Raw genomic sequence first — 24,696 nt, 5'->3', positions numbered from 1 at the left:
AAAAGTGTGGAGTCAGCCGATAGGCCGGATTCTGTGCGATGGGTTGCCCCATCGTGACCGCCATTCATCTGGGCCGAGGGTCGCCCACTCGGCTCGGTGCCACCTACCCGCCCGCTCAGCGAGCCGCCTCAATGCGGGCCTATTTGGTGTTGCTGCGCGTAGAGATTGCCCGTTTCACCCGGACTGAACCGGCTCGTCTCTGTTGCTCTGATCCTCGCCTCACGGCGGAGAGGCGTTACCTCCTACGCTGCTCCATGCAGTCCGGACCTTCCTCCAGTGCGGCCTTTCGGCGATTGCACCAGCGGCGGTCTGGCTGGCTCCACGGGGCGGATTGTCACACAGCGGGGTCTTGCGCCCTCACGGCCTCTTGCCCGCCTTCAACAGCTCCGCGTTGTGCGCGTCGATCCGCGCATTGCAGGTGTTCACCGAGCGCCGCAGATCGTCCTGCTGCGCAGCGCAGCGCTGGAGCTGCTGGCGGTCTGCCAGGTGCGCGTCCAGCATCTCGCGGTAGGTGAGGCCGGCCTTCAGCGCGACGGGCACTGCGCATGGTGCCAGCAGCGCTGCGGCTGGCTCGCACCGGAGCGAGGCCGGCACCTGTGCGACGGGGTGCATGGCGCAGCCGGTCAGGGCGACGGCAACCAGCAGGCACAAGCAGAAACGGTTCATCGTCGTCCTCCTAGTCACCGGGCCGCCGAGCGGCTGGCGCTGACGCGGTTGAGCTTGGTCACCGCGTCATCCGGCACGGGTGCCTGCAGGCAGTTCAGCCCGGCTTGCAGCCGCTTGATCTGACCCTGCAATGTGACGAGATGGGCCTCGCGGCGGTTCAGCTCCTCGCGTGCCGGCCCGATGCTGGCGGCAGCAAGCGCAAGGCGCACGCGCTTGAGTTCCGCGTCGTTGGACTGGCGCTGGCCGCTGAGCGCGACCAGCCGCTCCTGCACCTCGTCGAAGGCCTCCGCCATTTCCACCTTCTGCTCGTCGAAGGTCTTGCGCTGAGCGGCCAGGTGCATTACGTGTTCAGCCTGCTGGGCCTGGAGCGCATCGGCCAGCTGTTGGCGGGCGGCGGTCTGCTCGGCCAGCGCGGACTGGCCGGACTTCTCCAGCGCCATCCACTGCGCCCGCGCATTCTCAAGCCGAGCCGAGCCGACGCCGTAGCCGATCCAGCCGGCCACCAGCAGGGCAATCGTGGGCACGACAAGGCGGATCTGGTCAGGCATGGATCGGGTCTCCCGGCGGTTGGGTGGTCATGCCGGATGTTACGAAGGAACGGCCACCGAATCGGTGAGGATTGGTGTTCATCCCCTAGCGGGCACGGCCAGGCGGAACCCCAGGTCATTGCGCGCCGAGGAACGGCTGCGCTCGACACGGCAGGCCGAGCGCAGCGTGCGGGCGTTGCTGCTCCACGAACCGCCGCGGACCACACGCTCATCACCCCGACCACCAGGGGCCGTCGTCTGGGCACACCACTCCATGACATTGCCGTGCATCTGCCATAGGCACCAGGCATTGGGCTCGAAGGTACGCACAGGCACTGTCTGGCGCGGCTGGCAGGATGCGTGGTGGGCGTGGTCCGGTGGAATCGGACCATCACCCCAGTGGAAAGCCGTCTCTGTGCCGGCGCGGCAGGCGAACTCCCACTGCACCTCGGTCGGCAGCATGGCGTTCAGTTCCGGCAGACGGCGGTTGAGTTCGCTGAAAAAGCGCGCATTCACCGCATCCCAGCTAACCTGCTCGACCGGCAGGTCCTCGCCGCGGAACTGGCTGGGTTGCTGCCCGGTGACGGCCTGCCACAGCGCCTGGGTGCAGGCGGTGTCGGCCAGCCAGAAAGGCGAGTCGATGGTGACCCACCGGTGCAACTCGTCCTGCTTGCGGCCCGGCTCGCTCGCCGGCGAGCCCATCCGGAATCCACCAGCCGGAATGAAACGCAGACGCTGCGACACACGGCCCAGCGCCAGCTCCGCCCAATGGCCATGGGTGTCATGACCAGCCCCCGAGGCCCAGCCCGGACGGTTCGGCAAAATATTCGGGCTCGAACAGCCCGGCCACTGACCATTGATCGTCATGCAGTGGAATCCCCCAATCTCTGCAGCGCAGCACCTGGTCTGGGAGCCCCCGCTCCCCCGACCCGGGCCGATCTGTGGAACCGAATTGAACCACTGACGAAGCCGGGATGCCGCAGGTCCGCATGCCGATATACCCCCTGTTCATGGGGGTTGACTTCCGTGCGCCGCAATGGATAGAGCGCACGCCGGTCTGACAGCGGGCAGGCGTCATCGGCTGGCATTGGCCGTGCGCTATCTTGCGGTAGAACTCGGCCATTCGATGAACCACCTCAGCATGACGACCCCCACCCCCAGCACGGACGACACCGTGATCACCAACCGCACCGACGACGAGTTGCCCATCGGCGCCAGCGCCAGCATCGATCGCGCTGACGAGCCAGGCGGACGGGGCAGCGGCGCGGTTGGCACTGGCGTGGCGAACGCAGCGGCCGTGAAAGAGAACGCCGTGGCCATGGGCTCCATCCTCGTCATCAACGCCGGCTCCTCGACGCTGAAGTTCGCGCTCTACCCGCGCTGCGGCGACACGCTCGGCGAGATCACCGCGCACCCGTCCTTCGCGGCGGGTCAGATCGACGGCCTGCAGCCGGGCGGGCGGCTGCGGCTGTATCCATCGGGCTCGGATCCGGTCGACCTGCCCGAGCCGGCGGACGAGGCGCAGCGTTTCGGCGTGGCGCTGAAGGCAATGCAGGCGCATGTCGTGGCCGTGGCACCCGGCGCGCGCATCGTCGCCGTGGCACACCGGATCGTGCACGGCGGGCGCTACTACCGCGCCCCGACCCGGCTCGACGACACGGCCATGATGCTGCTGGCGAGCCTGAACCCGCTCGCGCCACTGCATCAGCCGCACAACCTCGCCGGGGTGCGGGCACTGCGCAAGGCGTTTCCGGCGCTGCCACAGATTGGCTGTTTCGATACCGCCTTCCACGCCGACCTGCCGGAACTGGAAACCCGCTACGCGCTACCGCAGGCGCTGTACGACGAGGGCGTGCGCCGCTACGGCTTCCACGGGCTGTCCTACGACTACGTGGTGCAGGTGCTGCGCGGCTGCAGCACCCGCGCCAGTGGCCGCGTGCTGATGGCGCATCTGGGCAGCGGCGCCAGCCTGTGCGGTGCCCGCGAGGGCCGCAGCGTCGCGACCTCGATGGGTTTCTCGGTGCTGGACGGGCTGATGATGGGCAGCCGCTGCGGCCAGCTCGACCCCGGCGTCGTGCTGCACTTGTGGCGCGAAGGCTGGACCGAAGCGCAGGTCGAGCAACTGCTCTACAAGGAAAGCGGCCTGCTCGGCGTCTCTGGCCTGTCCGCCGACATGCGCCTGCTGCGCCGCGCCGCGGACGACGGCAACCCGCAGGCGCGCACCGCGATCGACCTGTTCACCTACCGACTGACCCGCGAAGCCGGTGCGCTGGCGGCAGTGCTGGGCGGTTTGGACGTGCTGGTCTGCACCGGCGGCATCGGCGAGCACGACGCCGCCACCCGCGCTGCGCTGGCGCGGGCACTGCACTACCTGGGCGTGGAGCTGGACACTGCTGCCAACCAGGTGGCCCGCGGCGACGCCATCGCACCGATCCACTCGACCAGCAGCGCAGTCGAAGTCTGGGTCGTGCCGACCGACGAGGGACGGGTGGCGGCACAGGCGGCCTGGGCGCTACTGGACGAAGGTTGACCCAGTGCACTGCGCCGTGCCGGACAACTGCGTGCAGATCCGGTATGTGGACGGTCAGCAGGGGTTCAGGCACTGCAATGGACCAGCCGGAGTGCGCGGCGTAGCATCGGGATTGCGCTGATCCTGAATCCAACGAAAGGTCTCTCTTGAAGCTGAATCTCTCCTTGCTGGTGGCACTGGTGGTGTCGATCACCGCGGGCTGCGCGCAACACCCCTCCGCCAATCCAGGCATGACCGATCAGGCGCGCACCACAGGCCAGGTAGTGGCCAAGGACGCGAAGGACGCTGGCGCCGCCGTCGCCCATGGCGCGCGCGAAGTCGGGCGCACGGTCAAGGACGCCGCCGTCGGCGCGTGGGATGCAACCCGCCAAGGCGCACAGGCCGTCGGCGCTGCAGCCAGCGGGGCTGTGAGCGAGATCCGCAGGTAACGCCTCGCCGGTCGGATCGGGTTACCCCGGGCCCAGCACCTGCAGCAGCGCGGCGCCATAAGCGTCCAGCTTCTTCGCTCCGACACCACTGATGCCGCCCAGTTCGGCCAGCGAACCCGGCTGGCGGCGGGCCATCTCGGCCAGCGTCGCGTCGTGGAAGACGACGTAGGCGGGCAGGTTGTGCTCGCGCGCCACGTCGGCGCGCCACTGGCGCAGCGCCTCGAAGCGGGCGATCTGCAGGGCGTCCAAGTCGCCCGGCGCCACCTTGGGTCCGCGCGGCGCGGTGTCGGCGCCCGCAGCCGCACCGGGTCGGGCACGCGAACGGCTGCGGCGCGGCACCTCGCTCGGGGTGCGCATGCGCAGCTGCACATCGCCGCGCAGCACAGTGCGGGCGGAGTCGGTCAGCGCGAGCGTGCCGTACTCGCCCTCCGTCACGACATGCCCCAGCGCCACCAGCTGCCGCAGCACCGCGCGCCACTGCTGCTCGCTCAGGTCGGCGCCGATGCCAAACGTGCTCAGACCGGCGTGGCCGTACTGCTCGACCTTGTCGGTGCGCTTGCCACGCAGCACGTCGATCAGCTGGACCGTGCCGAAGCTGCGCGCACCATGCGACTCGCGGCCGTGCTGGGCGAAGCGGTAGATGCACGACAAGGCCTTGCGCGCCGCATCGGTGCTGTCCCAGGTGACGGGCGGGTGCAGGCAGTTGTCGCAGTTGCCGCAGGGCTGGCTGTCCTCGCCGAAATAGGTCAGCAGCCGCACGCGCCGGCAGTCGTGCGCCTCGGCCAGCGCCAGCAGCGCATCAAGCTTGCCGCGCTGCACGCGCTTGAAATCGTCAGCGGCCGGGCTCTCGTCGATCATGCGGCGCTGGTTCACCACGTCGGCCAGGCCGTAGGTCATCCACGCATCCGCGGGCGCACCATCGCGGCCACCGCGGCCAGTCTCCTGGTAATAGCCCTCGATGTTCTTGGGCAAGTCGAGGTGGGCGACGAAGCGCACATCCGGCTTGTCGATGCCCATGCCGAAGGCGATGGTCGCCACCATGACCAAGCCTTCTTCGCGCAGGAACCGGTCCTGGTGGCGCTTGCGCACACCCGCGTCCAGACCGGCGTGGTACGGCAATGCCGGGATGCCCTCATCTTGCAGCCAGGCCGCGGTTTCCTCGACCTTCTTGCGGCTGCCACAGTAGATGACACCCGCATCCCCGTCGTGCTCATCGCGCAGGAAGCGCAGCAGCTGCGTGCGGGCGTTGTCGCGCTCGACGATGGCGTAACGGATGTTCGGGCGGTCGAAGCTGCTGATGAACAGCTTCGCGTCCTGCAACTGCAGCCGCTCGATGATGTCAGCGCGGGTGTGGTCGTCGGCGGTGGCGGTCAACGCGATGCGCGGCACATCGGGGAAACGCTCGTGCAACGCGCTCAGGCCCAGATACTCCTCGCGGAAATCGTGGCCCCACTGGCTGACGCAATGCGCTTCGTCGATGGCGAAGAGCGAGAGCTGGCCACGCTCGTGCAGCGACTCCAGCATCGCGAGGAAACGTGGTGTCAGCAGCCGCTCCGGCGCGGCGTAGAGCATGGTCAGCCGGCCCGACAGCAACCCCTGCTCGACCGACGCTGCCTGCTGCGGACTCAGCGTGGAATTGAGGAATGCCGCCTCGACCCCCACTTCGTCCAGCGCGCCGACCTGGTCCTGCATCAACGCGATCAGCGGACTGACGACCACCGCCACGCCCTGCCCCGCGCGGTGGCGGACGATGGCGGGGATCTGGTAGCACAAGCTTTTGCCGCCGCCGGTGGGCATCAGCACCAGTGCATCGCCGCCGCCGATGAGCTGGTCGACGATGGCCTGCTGCTGGCCGCGGAAGGCGGGATAGCCGAAGACGTCGGCGAGAACCTGGCGAGTGGTAGAAGGGGAAGCAGGGGTATTCATGGCTGAGGCCGATGGTACGCGAGCCCCATGCGGTCGCGATCTCGCTCTCATGGGGGAGATCGCCCCCCTCCCCGCCCGGCAGGCGGTGCGGCACAATTGCCCCCCAACTTGTCACACATTCCGGCCCGGACCACCCACCGGCCCCGGAGAGCACAGCACCCCACAGGAGCGCGCGGCCATGGCCTCGATCAACAAAGTCATCCTCATCGGCAACCTCGGCAAAGACCCCGAGATGCGCTACACCCCGAGCGGTTCGGCCATCTGCAGTCTCCGCCTGGCTACCACGCGCAACTGGAAAAGCAAGGAATCCGGCGAGCGTGTCGAGGAAACCGAATGGCACTCGGTCGTCATGTACGACCGCCTGGCCGAAGTCGCCGGCGAGTACCTGCGCAAGGGACGCCCGGTCTACATCGAAGGCCGCCTGAAGACCCGCAAGTGGCAGGACAAGGACGGCAACGACCGCTACACCACCGAGATCGTCGCCGACCAGATGCAGCTGCTGGGCGGGCGTGACGAGGGCGGCGGCGGCGGCGGTGGTGGCCGCAGCAGCGGTGGCAGCACCGAGTACGGCGACGACATGGGTGGTGGCGGTGGCGGTTATTCGCCAGCCCCTGCCCCGGCTCCGCGCGCGGCTGCGCCCCGTCCGGCCGCACCGGCGCGGGCTCCCGCGCCGCGTCCGGCCCCGGCGCCTGCGCCGAAGTCGTCGACCGGGTTTGACGACATGGACGACGACATCCCCTTCTGACTCCGGGTATTCAAAGCGTCTGAACGCTCCGGCACCCGGGCGCTCCTACGATGATCGGTCACTTCCCTCGACCGACCATGCGCAACCATCCCCACCCCAAGCCCCTCGCCTCGCGCCGCCAGATCCTGCTCGGCGGTTCGGCGCTGGCGGTCGCTTCGGGGTTGGCAGGCTGGTGGCGCCAGTCTGGCGCGGCCGAAGTGCCGCCCGAGCCGCCGGACGACCGCCCCTTGATGACCGGCCGCGCCCCGGCCATCTTCATCGGCCACGGCAGCCCGATGAACGCCATCCAGGACAACGACTTCACCCGCACGCTGCGCCAGTGGGGCCATGAACTGGGGCTGCCGAAGGCGATCCTGGTGGTGTCGGCACACTGGCTGACGCAGGGTGAGGTGAAAGTGTCGCTGGCGCCACGGCCGCAGACGATCCACGACTTCGGTGGCTTCCCCGCGCAACTCAACACCATGGCCTATCCCGCCCCCGGCGCGCCCGAGGTGGCCCGGCGGGCCGCCACGCGGCTCGGCCCGCAGCGCATCGGTCTGGCCGACGAACGCGGGCTGGACCACGGCGCCTGGACCGTGCTGCACCACCTCTTCCCGGCAGCCAATGTGCCGGTCTTCCAGTGGTCGATCGACATCGCCCGCAGCGGCGCCTACCACCTCGGCGCCGGCCGGGCGCTGGCGGCGCTGCGCGACGAGGGCGTGCTGATCCTGGGCAGCGGCAATGTGGTGCACAACTTGGGCGACACGGTGCGCGACGCGATCGCCTCGCCGCGCGGTCTGGCGCCCTGGGCCGACGACTTCGACCAGCGCGTCAAGCAGGCCATCGATGCAGGCGACACCCGTGCGCTGGCCGCCTACGAGCAGCTCACGCCTGAAGCGCCGCACGCCGTGCCGCTGCCAGACCACTACTTTCCGCTGCTCTACGCAGCCGGTGCGGCACAGCGCGGCGAGCGGCCGCGGCATGTGTTCGAAGGGTTTCAGGGCGGCACCATCAGCATGCGCTGCGTGCAGTGGTCCTGAGGGCGATCAGACCAACCCCAGCCCCACCGGCATCACCCCCTCGAACACCCGGCCAAGCTGCGCCGCCGACAGCCCGTACATCTGCTGGAACAGCCCCGCGAACACACCGCGGTATTCATTCAGCACCGGCCAGTCCCGGCTCTGGTGCAGCGTGTCCATCCGCACCGCGACCTGTTCGCCCACCACCCGCCCGCCGCGCACCGACCCGCCCAGCACCCAGTAGGTCGAGCCATGTCCGTGGTCAGTGCCGCGGTTGCCGTTTTCGCGGAAGGTGCGGCCGAATTCGCTGAGCACGACCACCACCGTGTCGCGCCACGCCGCCTCGCCCAGCTCCTGCGCCAGCGCGGCCAGCCCGTTGCCGAGTTCGCCGACGCGGGTGGCGAGCGCGCCGGTGCCCGCGCCCTGCCCGACGTGGGTGTCCCAGCCGCCGACATCGACAAAACCGAGGCGGTGGCGCTCGCGCATCAGGCGGCCGATGCGGCGGGCTTCGCCTTCGAAGCCGCGTGCGGTGATGGCGTTGCGGCTGGCGGCTTCCATGCCGCCCATCAGCTCGCGCTGCGCCGCCTGGCGCACGTCGAAGCCGTCGTTGACCGGGCCAGCGAGCCGCGTGCCGGCGTACATCTGGCGGATCAGCTCGGTCTGGCGCGCATCGACACCGCCGCGACCGACCGAGCCGAGCGCCAGATTCGGCACCTTGACCGCGCCGCGCAGGATCAGCGGCAGGTCGCTGGTCAGCGCGATGGCGTCGCGCGCGCCGAGCACTTCGGCCAGCCGGTTCAGGAAGCCGGAGCGGAAATCGCGCCCCGCGACCGGGTCATCGGACTGACCGAGTTCGATGTGGTCCTGCGTCTCGAAGTGGCTGCGCGAGAGGTCGTGCGTGCCGGCAAACGGGATCGCGGCAAGTTGGCCACGCTCGTAGAGCGGCAGCAGCGAGTCGGCCCAGGCGGGAGTGAGGCCCCAGTCGGACTGGTCCGGCAGCACCAGCGCGGCCTCGGGTCCGGTGCCGGGCCGCGCAATAGCGATGCGCGGGCGGGCGGCGTAGTAATCGTCGCTGCCAATCGGGACCAGCACGCTGGCCGCGTCATACGCGCCGCGCAGGAACACCACCAGCAGCCGTGGTGCCGAGGCTGGTGCCGCCCACAGCCTGCCGGCGGCCCCCACCAGCGGCACGGCGGCGGCCCGCTTCAGAAACCCACGTCGCAGCATCGTCATCAGCGGCTCCTCGGTCAACGGTCAACGCAACATGAACTCGGGACAGGACAGCAGCAGCGCATGGCGGTCCTGCGGCGTGGCAGCTTTGGCGAGCACACCGCGGGTGCGCTCGCCCAGGGGGCGGACCAGCGTCTCGTCGGGCAGCGTGGGCGGTCGTCCCGCCACGGCGGGCAACCGGCTGAGCGTGCGCGCCACTTCAAAACGGGCCGTCATCTGGCCGGAGCCGTTCCAGGCGCTCTCGTCGAGCGGATAGCCATCGGGCGTCTGCCGGCCGTAAAGGGACTGGCCGAGCCGGTTCAGCGCCGTCATCACCGGCGCCATGTCGACCAGCGGTGCGGCCGGATCCGCCGACAGGCGCAGCGCCGACAGCACGTAATGCACGGGATCCTTGAACTTGCGCCCCAGCGACGCCGTGAACTCGGGCGACACGGTGAGCGTCTCCAGCGTGAGCGCGATGTCGCCGTCGCTGGCGAGGAAACGCTGGCTCAGACGCTCGATCAGCGCCGGCGGCGGTTCGTCCGCGACCAGGAACACGGCCAGCTTGCGGCAGACATGGCGGGCGGTGGCCGGATGCCGGGCGAGCGCACCGAGCTGCTCCAGCACCTCGTCCCAGCCACGCCCGCCCTGGATGACGCGGCCGAGCACGGTCTTGTCGCCCATGTCGTGGCGGCCGGGGTGGAACTCGGTCAACCCTTCGCGCCGGTAGAGCGCCTGCAGCTTGGGCGCCACCTTGGGCGCCATGTCGGTGAGGTTCACGCCCAGTCCGGTCAGCACGCGGGCGAGTTCCTGGACGTCGCGCTGGCTGTAGCCGCCGTCCACGCCCAGCGTGTGCAGCTCCATCAGCTCGCGGGCATGATTTTCGTTGATGCGGCCGGCGGCGTTCTGCTCGTTGTCGAGGTAGCGCAGCATCGCGGAATGCGTCGCGCTCGCCACCAGCAGGTCGCTGAAGCGGCCGAGCGCATGCGGGCGCAGCGCCTGTTCATAGGCGCCGACCAGCATGCGCAGATTGGCCTTGGACTGGGCGATGCTGAAGTGGTTGAACCAGAACCAGGTCATCTGCTCGCGCAGGCCATGCGGCGAATGCAGCGCCAGCAGCAGCGAGCGGCTGGCCGCCTCGCGCGCCACGGTGGCGAGGCGCTGCTGGTAGTCCTGGCGGTTGTCGCTGCGGCGGCGCTGCTCCAGATCGGCCACCAGCGCGGGTAGTGGCATCTGGGTGATGGACAGCGCATCGATGGCGGCTTGCACGGAGGCCGGCAGCGCGGTGTCAGCGGCGGGATGCAGCAGCGCCTGCACCGCGTCGCGCCGGCCGCGCTCGGCCCAGTCGTCGGTGCTGGCCGCGCTGGCGCCCCAGGTGAGGCGGTCGAGCTGGGCCAGATCAGCCGGGTCGATCGTGCGGTGCGCCGCACGGCGCGTGGTCAGCCGGCTCACCGACGAACAGCCGGTCAGTCCGAGTACGGCACCACTGGCCATGGTCAAAAAGGCTCTGCGCTGGGACACCACGGTGCTCCAAAATAAAAATGCTGCAATGCAACACGAACATGAAGGACTCTCGACTTAGGGATGGTGTCATTTAAGGGTTTACACCTACATTCGCCCCCATGGGTACTGTAACTAACCACTCCAGGGCGCCGTCCCGGGCCGGCTGGGTTCCGATCCGGCCGCTGGGCGAGACGCATCGCACGCAGATTCTTCAGCACCTGCTGGGACTCGGCGACCGGGATCGCTACCTGCGATTCGGCTACGCGGCCAATGATGAGCGCATTCGTGCGTATGCCGCATCGCTGGACTTCTCGCACGATGACGTGTTCGGCATCTTCAACCGCCGACTGCAGCTGGTGTCCATCGCCCACCTGGCCTACAGCCAGCTCGCCAGCGCCAACCACGGCGTGAGCCGGATGGCCGAATTCGCGGTCTCGGTCGACCACCGTGCCCGCGGCCGCGGATTTGGCGGGCGCCTGTTCAGCTATGCCGTGCGCCACGCACGCAACCGTGGCGTCGACCGCCTGTTCATCCACGCCCTGAGCGAAAACACCGCCATGCTGCGCATCGCCCGCAAGGCCGGCGCCGACATGCAGCGCGACGGCAGCGAATCGGAGGCCTGGCTGCAGTTGCCGCCGGACAGCTTGATGAGCCAGGTTGAAGAGTTGTTCGCCAACCACGCGGCCGACCTCAACTACGTCGCCAAGGGCCAGCTCCGCCGCATGCAGTACGTCTGGGCGCGCTACCGGCACTTCCAGCACCGCGTGCTGCGGATGACGGGAGTTGGCCCGCGATAACCGCGCAGGACGGACCAAAGCGGTCCTGCAACTCTCCATCGGCAGACCGTGTGTCTGCCGTTTTTCGTTTCCGGTCCCTGAATCAGCATTCAGTTTCACTTGGACAAGGCATTCACAACGAGTTACATAATTGCATAGGATGACGCCCAAGTGCTGGCCGATTCAGCCGATTAAACCGTTTCAGACCCGCCCTGTTCACTTCATTGCCCGGAACGCACCATGCCCACCCAAGTCTGGATCCTCGCCCTCGCCGCGATCGCCGGCATCGTCGGACTGGCGGTCCTGGTGCTGCGCCGCTCCGGCAGCACCTCGTCCACCAAAGCCGTTGACCTGCCCACCGAATGGCCGCTGACCCAGCGCCCGATCTTCTCGCCCGAAGAGCGCGCGCTCTACCGCCAGCTGCGTACCGCCCTGCCGCACCACACGATCCTGGCCAAGCTGCCGCTGGTGCGTTTCTGCCAGCCGGAGGACCGCGAGGAGCTGCGCTACTGGTTCAACCTGCTCGGACCGATCCACGTGAGCTTCGTGGTCTGCGCGGAAAACGGCCGCGTGCTGGCCGCCGTGGACATCGAACGCCCGAACCGCCCGCCGGCCAAGCGCGTCTCTGCCATCAAGCTGGCGGTGCTCGAAGCCTGCCGCATCCGCTACGTGCGTTGCCGCTCGGACCAGTTGCCGACGGCCACGGAGCTGCAACTGCTGGTGCCCGCCAACGGTGACGGCCAGGGCCAGCGCCCGGCCGTGCCTGGCGGATTGCCGGAAACCCACGCCCGCCCGGCCACGAACCACGCAGCGGCTCCACGTGCCGCCGCACCTGCCGTGCCTGGTGCGTCGAGCGCCCCTGCCGCTGCAGCGGGCGGCCAGTGGTACGAATCCGGTTTCTCGCAGGACTCCTTCTTTGCCCCCGAAACACAGCGCGATCCCTTCGACGACACCCCCGTGCGCAGCCCCGCCTCGCCAACCGCCGGCCCGAAAAACTGGGCCGGTCCGTCCACCAGCAAGTTCCAGCCGGGCGACTTCGGCCCCTCCGGCGACGCGGGCGGCGACATCATCGGACGCCGCTGAACGGCAGGTGGCTGGTCTAGGATGCGGGATGACCGCATCCCATGACCTCGACCAGCCCTACGCCGGCCTGACCCCGCACGCGGTGCTCGACGCGCTCGACGCCGCCGGTCTGCGCGGCGACGGCCGCATCCTGCAGCTCAACTCCTACGAGAACCGCGTCTTCCAGGTCCATCTGGAGGAAAGTCTCGACCCAGCCGCGCCGCTGCCGGGCGTGGTGGTCGCGAAGTTCTACCGCGCTGGCCGCTGGAGCGACGCGCAGATCCTCGAAGAACACACCTTCGCCCAGGCACTGGCCGACGCCGAAGTGCCCGCCGTGCCACCACTGATGCTGCGCGTCGCCGACGATCTGCGCCCCGAAGCCGCTGGCATCGAACTGCTCGGTGATCCGCCGACGCTCGCCAAGCTCGGCGGCTGGCGCTACGGCGTCAGCCCGCGCTGTGGCGGCCGCTCCCCCGAACTCGAAGATCCGCAGACGCTGGAGTGGATCGGCCGCTTTCTGGCGCGCCTGCATCTGGTCGGCCAGCAGCAGCGTTTCGAGCACCGCGTGACGCTGGAGGGCAGCGCTGCGGCGCGTGCCTCGGTGCAGTGGCTGGTGGACAGCGACCTGCTGCCGATGGGCGCCCTCGGTGGCTGGCACAGCGCCTGCCTGCGCGCGCTGGACGCCGTGGACGTGCGCTTCGAGCGGCATGGGGCGCCCGAGCTGATGCGCATCCACGGCGACTGCCACGCCGGCAACGTGCTGTGGACCAGCCATGGCCCGCACTTCGTCGATCTGGACGACGCCGTGAACGGCCCGGCGATTCAGGACTTGTGGATGCTGCTCGGCGGCGAACGCCACGAGATGCAGGCGCAGCTCGGCGCCCTGCTCGATGGCTACGAGACCTTCCGTGAATTCGACCGCCGCGAGCTGGCGCTGATCGAGCCGCTGCGCACGCTGCGCATCGTCCAGCACAGCGCCTGGATCGCGCGGCGCTGGAACGATCCGGCCTTCCCGATCGCCTTCCCGAACTTCGAGAGTCCGTCCTACTGGGCGCAGCAGACGATGCAGCTCCACGAGCAGGTCGAGGCGATGCAGGAAGAGCCACTGGTCGCCTGAGTGGCGAAGGCCAGCACCAGCAGGCACAGCGGTGGCAGCAGGATGGCGCAGACCAGCGCCATCCGCTCCCACGCAAGATGCATGAAGACGGCCAGGATCAGGCCCCAGCGCAGCCCGCCCCAACGGGGGCACGAAGAAATCGTGCAGCACGTCGTTCGAGCGCATCAGCCCCCGGACCGGCCGGCCCTGCGGCAGACGGACCTCGTTGCCCAGCACCAGGACGTCATCCTGCCCGGCCGGGTCGGTGGGATCGAGCCCCAGCGGATTGGTGGCGCTGACAAAGCGGACATCGCTGCGCCCCAGCCGACCACTTCGAGCACCATCGCGTCGCCCGGTGCCTGCACATAGCGGGCATAGACCGCCAGGCCCGGCGCCAGCAGCGCCACGATGCCCAGCGCCGTCAGGCCGATCAGCCAGCGTTCCAGCGGGCGGTTCTCGGGCTGGTAGGCCGCCCGGGAACCGGCACGGTGGCGGTAGTGCCACAGCGTCAGGACGATGAACAGGTTGATGCCGACAAAGAACACTCCCGTCACGACCAGCGTGATGACCAGCATGTCGTCCATCGACTGCCAGTTGGAGGCCAGCGGCGTCGAGAACCACGGGGTGAACCACTGGAACAGAACCGACCCGACGACGATCAGCAGCAAGACGATTGCGATGACCATGGGCTGTCTGCCTGTCCGATCTCTGGACAGTTGCCGCCCGGCGGCAACCGCTCAGGGGAATGCCGGGATGTTGGGTTCGAGACCCTCCAGGTGCGCCTCGGGATGCAGCGATTTCAGGCGTTGCTCGATCTCTTCGACGCGGGACCGCGGCACGTCCACCATCATCAGGATCTGCCCGGCCTCGACAGCAGGAGCGAACCGCTTGATGCGCTCGCTGGGCACGGAAACACCGATCATGCTGGAGGCCCAGGCCCCGAACAGCGCCCCGGCGATGCCCATCACCACCACCAGAACCGCCGAGGGCGGTGCGGCCCCGAACAGGTCCAGCCATCCCAGGCTCACACCTGTGGCGGCCCCCAGCACGGCACCGATGCCGACCCCCCATTCGGCAGCCTTCACGACATCGGAAGTCTGCAGCACATTGGCCACGTGCAGGCCAGACATGTCGGCGCTCTCGCGTCCGACAAAATGGAGATGCTCCTCGGCAATGCGCGCCAGAAGCAAGTCATCCATCGTCCGTCGGGCACTGACCAGATCGGGCAACAGCCAATAGAGACGTCTGCGCATGATGACCTCCTGAGGGACCACAGCCCACTTCTACACCCGATCCCGGCCGGGTGCATCCACAGGGAGGATGACCATTTCCGGCGTCATCTCTTTGGGCAAACACCGCGCTCCGACCAGCAGTCCCGGGCCTGCGCCTGCCCCTTCAGTGGTGCCCATGCCCCGTGTCGCCAGCTGGCTCGACATCCAGCCGCACGGCCGGTGCGGTCAGACCCTGGGTGGACGTCCCGGTCGCCGGCACCTCCACCCAGTCGAGCTGCCCGACGGGGCAGCGCTGGCTGACCTTGAACCACAGCGGCCCCGCCGCAGCCGGCAACTGGCCGCGCAGCACGAACTCGTCGTACTGCACATCCGGCAGGCGGGCCTCGTCGCTCCGGGCGGCCCAGACGATCTCGGCCACGTCGTCGGTGACGGTCTTGCCGTGGCTGGTGTAGGGCTGGGCCAGCGGCTCGCGCCGGATCGACAGCGCCCAGCCCGGTTTTGGCATCGGCTTGGCGCCCTTGAAGCCGGCGGGGACGCGCACGGTCACGGTGTGGGTGGGCTGGCCGCCCTCGCAGCCGTGGCCGACCAGCAGCACGGCCTTGTAATAACTGCCGGCGATGGCCGATGGGGTGTCGAGCGCGACGTGGGCGCGGGTGCCGGAGGAGAACAGCAGCGTCGAGGCGGCCAGCAGCGCCAGCGTGCGACGGAGAACGGAAACGAACAGATTGCGCATGAGAGGTCAGGTCTGAAAAGCAAGCACCAGCCCGGCCGCCACGGCGTGGCAGTCCGGCACGGATCGATCGGTTTCAGACCAGGGGAGGCGCGTGGCTGAGGGGCAGCCTGAAGTCGTGCCGGCGCAGGATCGCAGCGGCAAATGCCTCGAAGCGCACGGCGGACGCCACAAGGGGCGCGGGATCAAAGCCAGCCACCACCGGCAGCGGCAGTGCAGCACAGGCCAGCGGCGCGTGGTCGCAGAAGTCGCAGGCCGACAGATGCTGGAGGGTCGATTCCAGCGAAACCGCCGAATCGATCACCCGCAGGTCATCGGCATTGGCCCGACCAGCACCACCGCTGACGCACCAGTCACCGGCCACGGCCAGCACCATCTCCCGATGGGCCTGCCGCGACGCCGCCGGATCGGCCGCCCGCAGCGCGTGCGACAGCGTCGGCACGAGCACGTTCAGCAGGACCAGCGCGATGCCGGCCCAACTGACAAGGCGGCGCCAGGACGTGGTGAGCATCCTGCGATTATCCCGCAGGAGTGCGCCGCGGTCAGCCCAGGATCAGGGCCTGGATGCGCTTGACGTGCGCGGCCGGGTCGTCGAGCTGGCCGCCTTCGGCCAGCAGCGCGTTGTCGAACAGCACCTGCGCAAGGTCGTCAAACGTGCCCGATCCTTCCGGCAGCGCGGCGAGTTTCTTCACCAGCGCGTGGTCGGCGTTGACTTCGAGCACTGGCTTGGACGACGGCGCAGCCTGCCCGGCTTGCTTGAGCAGACGTGCCAGGTGGCCGCTCATGTCACCTTCTTCGGTCACGAGGCAGGCCGGGGAATCGACCAGCCGGGTCGTCACGCGCACGTCCTTGGCACGCTCGCCCAGCGCAGTCTTGAGACGGTCGAGCGTCGGCTTGAAGCCTTCGGCGGCGACTTCGGCCTGCTTCTTCTCTTCCTCGTCCTGGAGCGAGCCCAGATCGACCGCACCTTTGGCGACGCTCTGCAGGTTCTTGCCCTCGAACTCGTAGAGGTGGCTCAGCATCCACTCGTCCACGCGGTCGGTGAACAGCAGCACCTCGATGCCCTTCTTCTTGAAGATCTCGAGCTGCGGGCTGTTCTTGGCGGCGGCCAGCGTGTCGGCGGTGATGTAGTAGATGGCTTCCTGGCCGTCCTTCATGCGCGACACGTAGTCGGCCAGCGCGACACCCTCGTCCGCGTGCGTCGAGGCAAAGCGCAGCAGCTTGGCCAGGCGCTCCTGGTTGGTGTGGTCCTCGCCGACACCTTCCTTGAGCACCGCGCCGAACTCCTTGTAGAAGGCGGCGTACTTGGCCTTGTCGGCGGCGGCGGTCTGCTCGTCGCTGCTGTCGGCCAGCGCTTCGAGCATCGACAGCACGCGCTTGGTCGAGCCTTCGCGGATCGCCTTCACATCGCGGCTTTCCTGCAGCAGCTCGCGGCTCACGTTCAGCGGCAGGTCGGCCGAGTCGATCACGCCCTTGACGAAGCGCAGGTAGGTCGGCATCAGCGCCTCGGCGTCGTCCATGATGAAGACGCGCTTCACGTAGAGCTTCACGCCGCCGCGCTTGTCGCGGTTCCACAGGTCCATCGGCGCCTTGGCCGGGATGTACAGGAGCTGCGTGTACTCGGTGCGGCCTTCGACGCGGTTGTGCGTGTAGGCCAGCGGGGCGGTGGTGTCGTAGGTGAGCTGTTCGTAGAACGCCTTGTACTCGGCGTCGGTGATGTCGCTCTTGCTGCGCGCCCAGAGGGCTGCAGCCTTGTTGACCGGCTCCCAGTCCTCGGAGACGACGTTCTCGCCCTTCTCGGCGTCCCAGCTCTCCTTGCGCATCAGCACCGGCAGCGAGATGTGGTCGCTGTACTTGCTGATGATGGACTTGAGCTTCCAGGTGGACAGGAACTCGTCCTCGCCCTCGCGGATGTGCAGGATGACATCGGTGCCGCGCGTTTCGCGCGTGATGGTCTCGACCTCGAAGTCGCCCGTGCCTTCGCTGCTCCAGCGCACGCCTTCGGTGATCGCCACGCCGGCGCGGCGCGACTCCACCGTGATGCGGTCGGCCACGATGTAGCCCGAGTAGAAGCCCACGCCGAACTGGCCGATCAGGTTGGCGTCCTTGGCCTGCTCGCCTTCGAGCTTGCCCATGAACTCGCGGGTGCCGCTCTTGGCGATGGTGCCGAGGTGCTCGATGGCCTCCTGCGCCGACAGGCCGATGCCGTTGTCGCTGATGACGATGCGGCGGGCGGCCTTGTCGAAGCTGACACGGACTTCCAGGTTCGGCTGGTCCTCGAACAGCGCGTTGTTGTTCAGGGCCTCGAAGCGCAGCTTGTCGCAGGCGTCCGATGCGTTGGAGACCAGCTCGCGCAGGAAGATCTCCTTGTTCGAGTACATCGAGTGCGTGACGAGGTGCAGCAGCTGCTTCACTTCGGCCTGGAATGACAGGGTTTGCTTGTCCATGGTCGGTCTGGTCTCTCTTGCGCTTGGATGGCTTGCAGGATGAGGGCTGGCGCGGGGTTTTCAAGGGCACGAACTGAACCACGGGAGGTCCGGGCAGTACCGCTCAGCGACGTGATTTTTCTCGCTGATTTGCAAGGAATTGATACGGCAAGGCACTCTGGCTTGCATGCGGCTGTCCGCGGGCATGGCGCCTGCGTTACAAGCGGACCCTCGGATGAACGGGGCCATCCCCCGTACCTCCGGGCTGGTCCGACGTGATTTACAGCACGGGCCGGATCGCCGATCATCCACCATTCGATTTTCACTTCCGCCAATCCGACCGACTCCGTGGCAGCCGACACCCTCACCGATGGACCCCAGAGCACCCTGTCCGGGGTCGCGCGCGTGCTGGTACACGCCGGCAAGATCACCTCGCGGGTCGCCGAAGACCTTGCACGCTCAGCCCGCGAGCAGCGCCGCAGCTTCGTCTCGGCCGCGGTCGCCGCGCAGGCACTGAGTCCGGCCGATCTGGCGCACTCGCTGTCGGCGGCGCTGGCCATTCCGCTGCTGGATCTGGATGTCGTCGACATCACCCGGCTGCCGCAGAACCTGGTCGACACGCGCACGCTGTCGCAGTACCAGGTGCTGGTGCTGGGCAAGCGCGGCAACCGGCTGTTCATCGGTGGCGCGGATCCGACCGACCAGGAAGCCGTCGACCGCATCAAGTTCGCCACCCAGCTCACGCCGGAGTGGATCGTCGTCGAGTACGACAAGCTCGCCCGCATCGTCGACGCCAAGACCACCTCGGCCAACGACGCGCTGGACTCGATCGTCTCCGGCGAGTTCGATTTCGACGTCGAGGAGCAGGACCCGAACGCCAAGCCCGACGAGGAAGTCACCGCCGAGGTCGAGGACGCGCCCGTCGTGCGCTTCCTGCAGAAGATGCTGATCGACGCGATCAACATGCGCGCCTCCGACCTGCACTTCGAGCCCTACGAGAACACCTACCGGGTGCGCTTCCGCATCGACGGCGAGCTGCGCGAGATCACGCAGCCGCCGATCGCGATCAAGGACAAGCTGGCGTCGCGCATCAAGGTCATCAGCCGGCTCGACATCGCCGAGAAGCGTGTGCCGCAGGACGGCCGCATGAAGCTGAAGTTCGGCAACAAGGCGATCGACTTCCGGATCAGCACGCTGCCGACGCTGTTCGGCGAGAAGATCGTGATCCGGATCCTCGACCCGTCCTCGGCCAAGCTCGGCGTCGATGCGCTGGGCTACGAGCGCGACGAGAAGGAGCGGCTGATGCACGCCATCCGCCGTCCGTACGGGATGATCCTGGTCACCGGCCCGACCGGTTCGGGCAAGACGGTGTCGCTCTACACCTGCCTGAACATCCTGAACCAGCCCGGCATCAACATCTCGACCGTGGAAGACCCGGCCGAAATCAACCTGCCCGGCGTCAACCAGGTCAACGTCAACGACAAGGCGGGGATGAACTTCGCCACCGCGCTGAAGGCATTCCTGCGCCAGGATCCGGACGTGATCATGGTCGGCGAAATCCGCGATCTGGACACCGCCGACATCGCCATGAAGGCTGCCCAGACCGGCCACCTGGTGCTGTCCACGCTGCACACCAACGATGCACCGACCACGCTGACGCGGCTGCTCAACATGGGCGTGCCGCCGTTCAACATCGCCGCCAGCGTGATCCTGATCACCGCGCAGCGGCTGGCGCGGCGGCTGTGCGAGAACTGCAAGGCACCCGCGGATTTCCCGCGCGAGGCGCTGCTGCGCGCGGGCTACAAGAGCGAGGATCTGGACGGCTCCTGGAAGCCCTACAAGGCGGTCGGCTGCTCGGCCTGCAACAACGGCTACCGTGGGCGGGTGGGTCTGTACCAGGTCATGCCGATCACCGAAGCCCTCCAGCGCATCATCCTGGCGCAAGGCAACGCGATCGACATCGCCACCCAGGCCCAGCGCGAGGGCGTGCGCGACCTGCGGGGGTCGGGACTCCTCAAGGTTCGCGTGGGGGTGACGACACTGGAAGAAGTGATTTCGGTCACCAACCAGTGACCCAACGAACGAGCCGGTGACCGGCGGACGGAGACGCAATGGCCACAGCGGCTGCACCAGCATCGAAGAAAATCAAGGACTTCGTCTTTGAGTGGGAAGGTCGCGACCGCAATGGCAAGGCCGTCCGCGGCGAAATACGCGCCGGCGGCGAAGCCATGGTCAACGCCAGCCTGCGTCGCCAGGGCATCCTCGTCAACAAGGTCAGGAAGCGCCGGCTCTCGGGCGGAAAGTCCATCAAGGGCAAGGACATCGCGATCTTCACGCGGCAGCTCTCGACGATGCTGAAGGCGGGTGTGCCACTGTTGCAGGCTTTTGACATCGTGGCCCGCGGCAGCCCGAATCCGCGCCTGACACGCATGCTCAACGACATCCGCGGCGATGTGGAAACCGGTACCAGCCTGTCGGCCGCGCTGCGCCGCCATCCGCTGCATTTCGACGCGCTCTACTGCAACCTCGTTGAAGCCGGTGAAGCCGCCGGCATCCTGGAAGCCCTGCTCGACCGCCTGGCGACCTACCAGGAAAAGACCATGGCGCTGAAGCAGAAGATCAAGGCGGCGCTGGTGTATCCGGTGGCGGTGCTGGTCGTGGCCTTCGTCGTGGTCGCGGTGATCATGATTTTCGTGATTCCTTCGTTCAAGCAGATCTTCAGCTCCTTCGGCGCCGACCTGCCCACGCCGACGCTGGTCGTGATCGCGATGTCGGAGTTCTTCGTCGACTACTGGTGGCTGATCTTCGGCAGCATGATCGGCGCGGTCTACTTCCTCATCGAGAGCTGGCGCCGCTCGCCGAAGATGCAGGTGGCCCTGGACCGCACGCTGCTCAAGCTGCCCGTGTTCGGCGATCTCGTCCACAAGGCGACCGTCGCGCGCTGGTGCCGCACGCTGTCCACCATGTTCGCCGCCGGCGTGCCGCTGGTGGAGGCACTGGATTCGGTGGGCGGAGCGTCGGGCAACGCGGTGTTCGCGCTGGCCACCGAGCAGATCCAGCGCGACGTGGCCACCGGCGCAGCGCTGACCTCGTCGATGCAGTCGACCGGGATCTTCCCGAGCATGGTGCTGCAGATGAGTTCGATCGGCGAGGAGTCCGGCTCGCTCGACCAGATGCTCGCCAAGGTGGCCGACTTCTACGAGCAGGAAGTGGACGAGGCGGTCAAGGGCCTGTCCACGCTGATGGAGCCGATCATCATCGTGATCCTCGGCACCATCATCGGTGGCATCGTGGTCGCGATGTACCTGCCGATCTTCAAGCTGGGCCAGGTGGTCTGACGGGCCTCAGCGCCGTCCGAAGGTCATCACGCGAAAACTGTTCGGGAAAAAGGTGTTGGCGTAGTACGGCGACACCGACGTGGTGATCTTCTTGGCGTAGTCGGCCGAGCCTTCCGCCGTCACTGCGTACAGCTGGTGCGTGGCCGGGTTGAGGGCCAGCGAGCGCATGCCGGCCGGTGTGCCGAGTGCTTCGACCGGGCGGTAGCTGTCAGCCCCCTGCTGCTCGAACACATTCAGGATGGCGTTGACGCCATTGGACAGGAAGATGCGCTTGAGTTCGGCGTCGAACACCACGCCGTCGTTGCCCCCGCCGACCTCGGCCATGTAGACCAGCGCGCCGGTGTCCAGATTCATCACCGCGAACGACGGCTTGGTGCTGGCATTGCCCCGGCAGCCCAGGAAGAGGCGGCGGTTGGCACGGTCGATCGCCGTGCTGTTGGTCTGGCCGCAGCCGGGGGTGGCCCATTCCGCCGTGACCTTCAGCTCGCGGGTGTCGATGCGGTAGACCTTTTCGGTGTCGCGCGCAGCGAGGTAGAAATTGCCTTGCCCGTCGGATTCGGCGTGCTCGGGTTTCTTGGTCGGGACGCGGATGACGCCGACCTGCTTGAGCGAGGGTGCCTGCAGCACGACCAGATCGGTGCCCTCCTTGCCAGCGGCCATGTTGACGATGATGCGCTGGGTCACCGGGTCGTAATGGCTGGTGTCGAGTTCGTCGCCGAGCTTGATCGGCTCGGACGCCTCCAGCGTGGACAGGCGGAACGGCGTCACGGTGCCGTTTTCGTTGTTCGAGATGCCCAGGTCGTGCTCGGGCACCAGGGTGGCACCGTTGGAGCTGGCCGCCGGGGTACCGGCCACCGTCTTGAGCAGCTTCTTCGTCCCCACATCGAACACCTGCAAGCCTTCCTTGCGGTGGCCAATGTAGAGGCGGTTGGAGGCAGGGTCGAAGTTGACATAGTCCCAGGCCGATCCGGTGCTGTCGAGCGTGGTGCTGTCCACCAGCCGCCAGCCGTCGAAGGCCAGCACGGGCGCAGCGGCACATAAGGACAACACACCCGCCGCGAGGCAAGACACCTTGAATTGAGGACGCATGAGAAAACTCCGGACACCGGTGCTGATCCACTGAATCGCCCGTCGCAGCACCGACCAGACTGGGCGAGAATGGATTCTTGACCAACCTTGCGGGAGCACCATGCGTAGATCCCCTCTGACCCCAATATGCATGCATTGAGCCAGGCATGGCTGCTCTCTCCAGCCACCCTGGCGCTGCTAGGGCTGTGCATTGGCAGCTTCCTCAACGTGGTGGTGCATCGGCTGCCGATCATGATGGAGCGCCAGTGGCGCGCCGAGAGTGCCGAGTTGCTCGGCATCGAGGCCACCCGCCCACCTGGTGACGACGGCGCGCCGCTGAGCCTGTCGCGCCCGCGCTCACGCTGCCCGCACTGCGGCCATGTGCTGCGCTGGCACGAGAACATCCCGCTCGTCGGCTGGCTCCGGCTGGGTGGGCGCTGCTCGGCCTGCCGGGCGCCGATCGGGCTGCGCTATCCGCTGGTCGAGGCGGGCTGCGGGCTGCTGTTCGCCGCGATCGGCTGGCGCTTTGGCGCGCAGCCCGTGACGCTGCTGTGGTGCGCGTTCGCCGCGATGCTGCTGGCGATGTCGCTGATCGACTGGGACACCACGCTGCTGCCGGACTCGATGACCCAGCCGCTGGCCTGGGCCGGGTTGATCGCCGCCGCGATGGGCTGGATTCCGCTGACGCTGAGCCAGTCGCTCTGGGGCGCGGTCGCGGGCTACCTGGGCCTGTGGAGCATCTTCTGGCTGTTCAAGCTCGCCACCGGCAAGGACGGCATGGGCGCGGGTGACTTCAAGCTGCTCGCCGCATTGGGCGCGTGGCTGGGGCCGGCGATGCTGCTGCCGATCGTGCTGGGTGCATCGCTGCTCGGCGCGGTGGTGGGCATCGGAATGAAGCTCAGCGCCAACTTGCGCGAGGGGCGTTATGTGCCGTTCGGTCCGTTCCTGGCGGGCGGCGGCGCGGTCGTGCTGCTGGCGGGCAGCGAGCGGGTGATGCGGTGGATGGGCTGGGCGTGAAGCCTGCGCGCCAGCCGGTGCGACGTGTCGGGCTGACCGGCGGCATCGGCAGCGGCAAGAGCACCGTCTGCCGCATGCTGCGCGACCTGGGCGCCTGGACCGTGGACACCGACGCCATCGCCCACCGCCTGACCGCACCGGGCGGACGGGCCATCCCCGCCCTCGCCGCGCACTTCGGCGCGGAAGTGATCGCCGACAACGGCGCCATGGACCGCGCCCGCATGCGCGAGCGGGTCTTCGCCGACCCGGCCCAGCGCCGCGCACTGGAGGCGATCCTGCATCCCATGATCGGCGAGGACACCCGCATCGATGCCGCTGCCGCACCGGCCGGGGCGATCGTCGTGTTCGATGTGCCGCTGCTGGTCGAGTCCGGCCGCTGGCGGGCGCAGGTGGACCGGATTCTGGTGATCGACTGCGCCGTCGAGACCCAGATCAGCCGTGTCATGCAACGCAATGGCTGGACCGCCGAGGCCGTGCAGCGCATCATCGACCAGCAGGCCAGCCGGGCACAGCGGCTGGCCGTGGCCGATGACGTAATCGTCAACGATGGGCTTGAACTGGCAGAACTGGCCACCGAAGTTCGCAGGATCTGGTCCGGCTGGCTGTGAAACAATCGTCTCGACCGGGCCGCGCCAGCGCCCGGACCGTGGGAGCGCATGGCCTTGATCTACTACGAATACCCTTTCACTGAAGGCATCCGCACGATGCTGCGGCTGGAGCGTCTGTTCACGCGTCTGGCACAGCTCGTCCCCAAGGACAGCGCCACCGACCACCACTACGCACTGGCGACGCTGTTCGAGATCATGGACGTGACCTCGCGCACCGATTTCCGCACCGACCTGCTGCAGGAACTCGCCCGCCAGCACGAACTCTTCGAGGGCTACCGCGGCAACCCGTCCATCTCGGAAGGGGCGCTCAATCTCGCCATCGACCGCATCAGCAGTGCCCACCGCCGTCTGCAGGCAACACCCGCCAAACCCGAACAGACACTGTCGTCCAACGAATGGCTCATGAGCGTGCGCAGCCGGATCAACATCCCCGGCGGTACCTGCGAGTTCGACCTGCCCGCCTACTTCGCCTGGCAGCAGGAACCGGCCAACCGGCGCCGGCACGATCTGCTGCGCTGGGTCGGCGTGCTCGATCCGCTGGCCGAGGCGCTGGAGGTGAATCTCGGGCTGCTGCGCGAGGCGGGTGTGACGCAGATGGTGCCGTTCCGCAGCGGCCTGTTCCAGCAGAACCTGACCGGCAGCCGCCCGCTGCTGCTCGCGCGGCTGCAGGTCGATCCGACCTCGCACCTGATCCCCGAGATCAGCGGCAACCGCGTGCTGCTGGCCATCCGCCTGACCCGCGCCGACCACGAGGGCAAGCTGCGCCCGATGACCGACAGCATCCAGCTCCCGCTGACGCTGTGCGCTTGAC

23 protein-coding genes, 1 other RNA gene and 2 pseudogenes are annotated in these 24,696 nt (G+C 68.0%); 12 read left to right on the top strand and 14 right to left on the bottom strand.

Annotated features, from left to right (window positions below):
- Nucleotides 1-4: 4 nt before the first annotated feature.
- The 4 genes from rnpB to RMP06_RS01565 all read right to left on the bottom strand — a co-directional run bounded on the left by rnpB (nt 5) and on the right by RMP06_RS01565 (nt 2,015).
- An RNA gene (rnpB, locus tag RMP06_RS01580) (RNase P RNA component class A) lies at nt 5-321 on the bottom strand.
- A 36-nt stretch (nt 322-357) separates the two neighbouring features.
- Nucleotides 358-666: an Rz1-like lysis system protein LysC gene (gene lysC, locus RMP06_RS01575; protein ID WP_310460023.1), complete on the bottom strand. Its 309-nt coding sequence runs from the start codon at nt 664-666 to the stop codon at nt 358-360.
- A gap of 14 nt (nt 667-680) precedes the next feature.
- Nucleotides 681-1,214 (bottom strand): hypothetical protein, encoded by a 534-nt coding sequence (locus tag RMP06_RS01570; protein ID WP_310460022.1) that lies wholly within the window; start codon nt 1,212-1,214, stop codon nt 681-683.
- 78 nt (nt 1,215-1,292) lie between these two features.
- Nucleotides 1,293-2,015 carry a formylglycine-generating enzyme family protein gene (locus RMP06_RS01565; RefSeq protein WP_310460021.1) on the bottom strand — a complete coding sequence of 241 codons (723 nt, stop codon included), beginning with the start codon at nt 2,013-2,015 and terminating at the stop codon, nt 1,293-1,295.
- A gap of 319 nt (nt 2,016-2,334) precedes the next feature.
- On the opposite strand from RMP06_RS01565, the gene RMP06_RS01560 reads away from it, so the two are divergent.
- Both RMP06_RS01560 and RMP06_RS01555 read left to right on the top strand, forming a co-directional pair.
- Nucleotides 2,335-3,723: an acetate/propionate family kinase gene (locus tag RMP06_RS01560; protein ID WP_310460020.1), complete on the top strand. Its 1,389-nt coding sequence runs from the start codon at nt 2,335-2,337 to the stop codon at nt 3,721-3,723.
- A gap of 146 nt (nt 3,724-3,869) precedes the next feature.
- Entirely contained in the window at nt 3,870-4,151 is a 282-nt protein-coding gene (locus RMP06_RS01555) for a hypothetical protein (RefSeq protein WP_310460019.1), read from the top strand.
- A gap of 21 nt (nt 4,152-4,172) precedes the next feature.
- Here the strand turns inward: RMP06_RS01555 and recQ are convergent, their stop codons facing one another.
- Nucleotides 4,173-6,077, bottom strand: coding sequence for a DNA helicase RecQ (recQ, locus tag RMP06_RS01550; protein WP_310460018.1), 1,905 nt, complete (start codon nt 6,075-6,077; stop codon nt 4,173-4,175).
- A 178-nt stretch (nt 6,078-6,255) separates the two neighbouring features.
- On the opposite strand from recQ, the gene ssb reads away from it, so the two are divergent.
- Nucleotides 6,256-6,822 carry a single-stranded DNA-binding protein gene (gene ssb, locus RMP06_RS01545; RefSeq protein ID WP_310460017.1) on the top strand — a complete coding sequence of 189 codons (567 nt, stop codon included), beginning with the start codon at nt 6,256-6,258 and terminating at the stop codon, nt 6,820-6,822.
- A gap of 77 nt (nt 6,823-6,899) precedes the next feature.
- The gene (ygiD, locus tag RMP06_RS01540; protein WP_310460016.1) at nt 6,900-7,841 is read left to right on the top strand and encodes a 4,5-DOPA-extradiol-dioxygenase; all 942 of its coding nucleotides are present in this window, start codon (nt 6,900-6,902) and stop codon (nt 7,839-7,841) included.
- A 6-nt stretch (nt 7,842-7,847) separates the two neighbouring features.
- Here ygiD and RMP06_RS01535 read toward each other — a convergent pair whose 3' ends face one another.
- Together RMP06_RS01535 and RMP06_RS01530 are read right to left on the bottom strand one after the other, a co-directional pair.
- Entirely contained in the window at nt 7,848-9,047 is a 1,200-nt protein-coding gene (locus RMP06_RS01535; protein WP_310460122.1) for a DUF1501 domain-containing protein, read from the bottom strand.
- 27 nt (nt 9,048-9,074) lie between these two features.
- The gene (locus tag RMP06_RS01530; RefSeq protein ID WP_310460015.1) at nt 9,075-10,523 is read right to left on the bottom strand and encodes a DUF1800 domain-containing protein; all 1,449 of its coding nucleotides are present in this window, start codon (nt 10,521-10,523) and stop codon (nt 9,075-9,077) included.
- A 128-nt stretch (nt 10,524-10,651) separates the two neighbouring features.
- Between RMP06_RS01530 and RMP06_RS01525 the strand changes: the two genes are divergently transcribed.
- The 3 genes from RMP06_RS01525 to RMP06_RS01515 all read left to right on the top strand — a co-directional run bounded on the left by RMP06_RS01525 (nt 10,652) and on the right by RMP06_RS01515 (nt 13,487).
- Nucleotides 10,652-11,329, top strand: a complete 678-nt coding sequence (locus tag RMP06_RS01525) for a GNAT family N-acetyltransferase (RefSeq protein WP_310460014.1) — start codon at nt 10,652-10,654, stop codon at nt 11,327-11,329.
- A gap of 219 nt (nt 11,330-11,548) precedes the next feature.
- A complete protein-coding gene (locus tag RMP06_RS01520; protein WP_310460013.1) occupies nt 11,549-12,391 on the top strand; it encodes a DUF2726 domain-containing protein in 843 nt (280 codons plus the stop codon).
- Nucleotides 12,392-12,419: 28 nt separating this feature from the next.
- Nucleotides 12,420-13,487 (top strand): serine/threonine protein kinase, encoded by a 1,068-nt coding sequence (locus RMP06_RS01515; protein ID WP_310460012.1) that lies wholly within the window; start codon nt 12,420-12,422, stop codon nt 13,485-13,487.
- Here the strand turns inward: RMP06_RS01515 and RMP06_RS21430 are convergent.
- The 6 genes and pseudogenes from RMP06_RS21430 to htpG all read right to left on the bottom strand — a co-directional run.
- A pseudogene (locus RMP06_RS21430) lies at nt 13,415-13,600 on the bottom strand (hypothetical protein); the annotation flags it as partial. The gene RMP06_RS01515 and the pseudogene RMP06_RS21430 sit on opposite strands and share 73 nt — an antisense overlap.
- Nucleotides 13,578-14,152: pseudogene (locus RMP06_RS01510) on the bottom strand (cytochrome c oxidase subunit II); the annotation flags it as partial. The pseudogenes RMP06_RS21430 and RMP06_RS01510, both read right to left, overlap by 23 nt.
- Nucleotides 14,153-14,203: 51 nt before the next feature.
- Nucleotides 14,204-14,719 carry a DUF1269 domain-containing protein gene (locus tag RMP06_RS01505; RefSeq protein WP_310460011.1) on the bottom strand — a complete coding sequence of 172 codons (516 nt, stop codon included), beginning with the start codon at nt 14,717-14,719 and terminating at the stop codon, nt 14,204-14,206.
- Nucleotides 14,720-14,861: 142 nt separating this feature from the next.
- Nucleotides 14,862-15,431 carry a YcnI family copper-binding membrane protein gene (locus tag RMP06_RS01500; RefSeq protein ID WP_310460010.1) on the bottom strand — a complete coding sequence of 190 codons (570 nt, stop codon included), beginning with the start codon at nt 15,429-15,431 and terminating at the stop codon, nt 14,862-14,864.
- A gap of 73 nt (nt 15,432-15,504) precedes the next feature.
- Nucleotides 15,505-15,939 (bottom strand): DUF2946 family protein, encoded by a 435-nt coding sequence (locus tag RMP06_RS01495; protein ID WP_310460009.1) that lies wholly within the window; start codon nt 15,937-15,939, stop codon nt 15,505-15,507.
- Nucleotides 15,940-15,970: 31 nt separating this feature from the next.
- Nucleotides 15,971-17,875, bottom strand: coding sequence for a molecular chaperone HtpG (gene htpG, locus RMP06_RS01490; protein WP_310460008.1), 1,905 nt, complete (start codon nt 17,873-17,875; stop codon nt 15,971-15,973).
- Nucleotides 17,876-18,202: 327 nt separating this feature from the next.
- Between htpG and pilB the strand changes: the two genes are divergently transcribed.
- Together pilB and RMP06_RS01480 are read left to right on the top strand one after the other, a co-directional pair.
- Nucleotides 18,203-19,927 carry a type IV-A pilus assembly ATPase PilB gene (gene pilB, locus RMP06_RS01485; RefSeq protein ID WP_310460007.1) on the top strand — a complete coding sequence of 575 codons (1,725 nt, stop codon included), beginning with the start codon at nt 18,203-18,205 and terminating at the stop codon, nt 19,925-19,927.
- A 38-nt stretch (nt 19,928-19,965) separates the two neighbouring features.
- A complete protein-coding gene (locus RMP06_RS01480) occupies nt 19,966-21,192 on the top strand; it encodes a type II secretion system F family protein (RefSeq protein ID WP_310460006.1) in 1,227 nt (408 codons plus the stop codon).
- A 6-nt stretch (nt 21,193-21,198) separates the two neighbouring features.
- On the opposite strand, the gene RMP06_RS01475 is transcribed toward RMP06_RS01480, so the two are convergent.
- Nucleotides 21,199-22,281, bottom strand: coding sequence for a YncE family protein (locus RMP06_RS01475; RefSeq protein ID WP_310460005.1), 1,083 nt, complete (start codon nt 22,279-22,281; stop codon nt 21,199-21,201).
- A gap of 126 nt (nt 22,282-22,407) precedes the next feature.
- Between RMP06_RS01475 and RMP06_RS01470 the strand changes: the two genes are divergently transcribed.
- The 3 genes from RMP06_RS01470 to zapD are packed head-to-tail and all read left to right on the top strand — an operon-like array spanning nt 22,408 to nt 24,695.
- On the top strand, nt 22,408-23,277 hold the full coding sequence (locus RMP06_RS01470) for a prepilin peptidase (protein ID WP_310460004.1): 870 nt from the start codon (nt 22,408-22,410) through the stop codon (nt 23,275-23,277).
- Between the two features lie 17 nt (nt 23,278-23,294).
- On the top strand, nt 23,295-23,885 hold the full coding sequence (coaE, locus tag RMP06_RS01465) for a dephospho-CoA kinase (protein WP_310460121.1): 591 nt from the start codon (nt 23,295-23,297) through the stop codon (nt 23,883-23,885).
- 48 nt (nt 23,886-23,933) lie between these two features.
- Complete coding sequence (gene zapD / locus RMP06_RS01460; RefSeq protein WP_310460003.1) at nt 23,934-24,695, top strand: cell division protein ZapD; 762 nt, start codon at nt 23,934-23,936, stop codon at nt 24,693-24,695.
- Nucleotide 24,696: the final 1 nt, after the last annotated feature.

This window comes from Sphaerotilus sp. (assembly GCF_031429695.1).
In the GTDB taxonomy this organism is placed as follows: Bacteria; Pseudomonadota; Gammaproteobacteria; order Burkholderiales; family Burkholderiaceae_C; genus Sphaerotilus.
Note: the sequence above shows the minus strand (reverse complement) of the source record. Positions and strands in the feature narration are given on the sequence as shown.

Coding starts and splice junctions, on each gene's coding strand:
- lysC (WP_310460023.1), bottom strand. CDS start 666: ATGAACCGTTTCTGCTTGTGCCTGCTGGTTGCCGTCGCCCTGACCGGC.
- RMP06_RS01570 (WP_310460022.1), bottom strand. CDS start 1,214: ATGCCTGACCAGATCCGCCTTGTCGTGCCCACGATTGCCCTGCTGGTG.
- RMP06_RS01560 (WP_310460020.1), top strand. CDS start 2,335: ATGACGACCCCCACCCCCAGCACGGACGACACCGTGATCACCAACCGC.
- recQ (WP_310460018.1), bottom strand. CDS start 6,077: ATGAATACCCCTGCTTCCCCTTCTACCACTCGCCAGGTTCTCGCCGAC.
- ssb (WP_310460017.1), top strand. CDS start 6,256: ATGGCCTCGATCAACAAAGTCATCCTCATCGGCAACCTCGGCAAAGAC.
- ygiD (WP_310460016.1), top strand. CDS start 6,900: ATGCGCAACCATCCCCACCCCAAGCCCCTCGCCTCGCGCCGCCAGATC.
- RMP06_RS01535 (WP_310460122.1), bottom strand. CDS start 9,047: ATGCTGCGACGTGGGTTTCTGAAGCGGGCCGCCGCCGTGCCGCTGGTG.
- RMP06_RS01530 (WP_310460015.1), bottom strand. CDS start 10,523: ATGGCCAGTGGTGCCGTACTCGGACTGACCGGCTGTTCGTCGGTGAGC.
- RMP06_RS01525 (WP_310460014.1), top strand. CDS start 10,652: ATGGGTACTGTAACTAACCACTCCAGGGCGCCGTCCCGGGCCGGCTGG.
- RMP06_RS01520 (WP_310460013.1), top strand. CDS start 11,549: ATGCCCACCCAAGTCTGGATCCTCGCCCTCGCCGCGATCGCCGGCATC.
- RMP06_RS01515 (WP_310460012.1), top strand. CDS start 12,420: ATGACCGCATCCCATGACCTCGACCAGCCCTACGCCGGCCTGACCCCG.
- RMP06_RS01505 (WP_310460011.1), bottom strand. CDS start 14,719: ATGCGCAGACGTCTCTATTGGCTGTTGCCCGATCTGGTCAGTGCCCGA.
- RMP06_RS01500 (WP_310460010.1), bottom strand. CDS start 15,431: ATGCGCAATCTGTTCGTTTCCGTTCTCCGTCGCACGCTGGCGCTGCTG.
- RMP06_RS01495 (WP_310460009.1), bottom strand. CDS start 15,939: ATGCTCACCACGTCCTGGCGCCGCCTTGTCAGTTGGGCCGGCATCGCG.
- htpG (WP_310460008.1), bottom strand. CDS start 17,875: ATGGACAAGCAAACCCTGTCATTCCAGGCCGAAGTGAAGCAGCTGCTG.
- RMP06_RS01480 (WP_310460006.1), top strand. CDS start 19,966: ATGGCCACAGCGGCTGCACCAGCATCGAAGAAAATCAAGGACTTCGTC.
- RMP06_RS01475 (WP_310460005.1), bottom strand. CDS start 22,281: ATGCGTCCTCAATTCAAGGTGTCTTGCCTCGCGGCGGGTGTGTTGTCC.
- RMP06_RS01470 (WP_310460004.1), top strand. CDS start 22,408: ATGCATGCATTGAGCCAGGCATGGCTGCTCTCTCCAGCCACCCTGGCG.
- zapD (WP_310460003.1), top strand. CDS start 23,934: ATGGCCTTGATCTACTACGAATACCCTTTCACTGAAGGCATCCGCACG.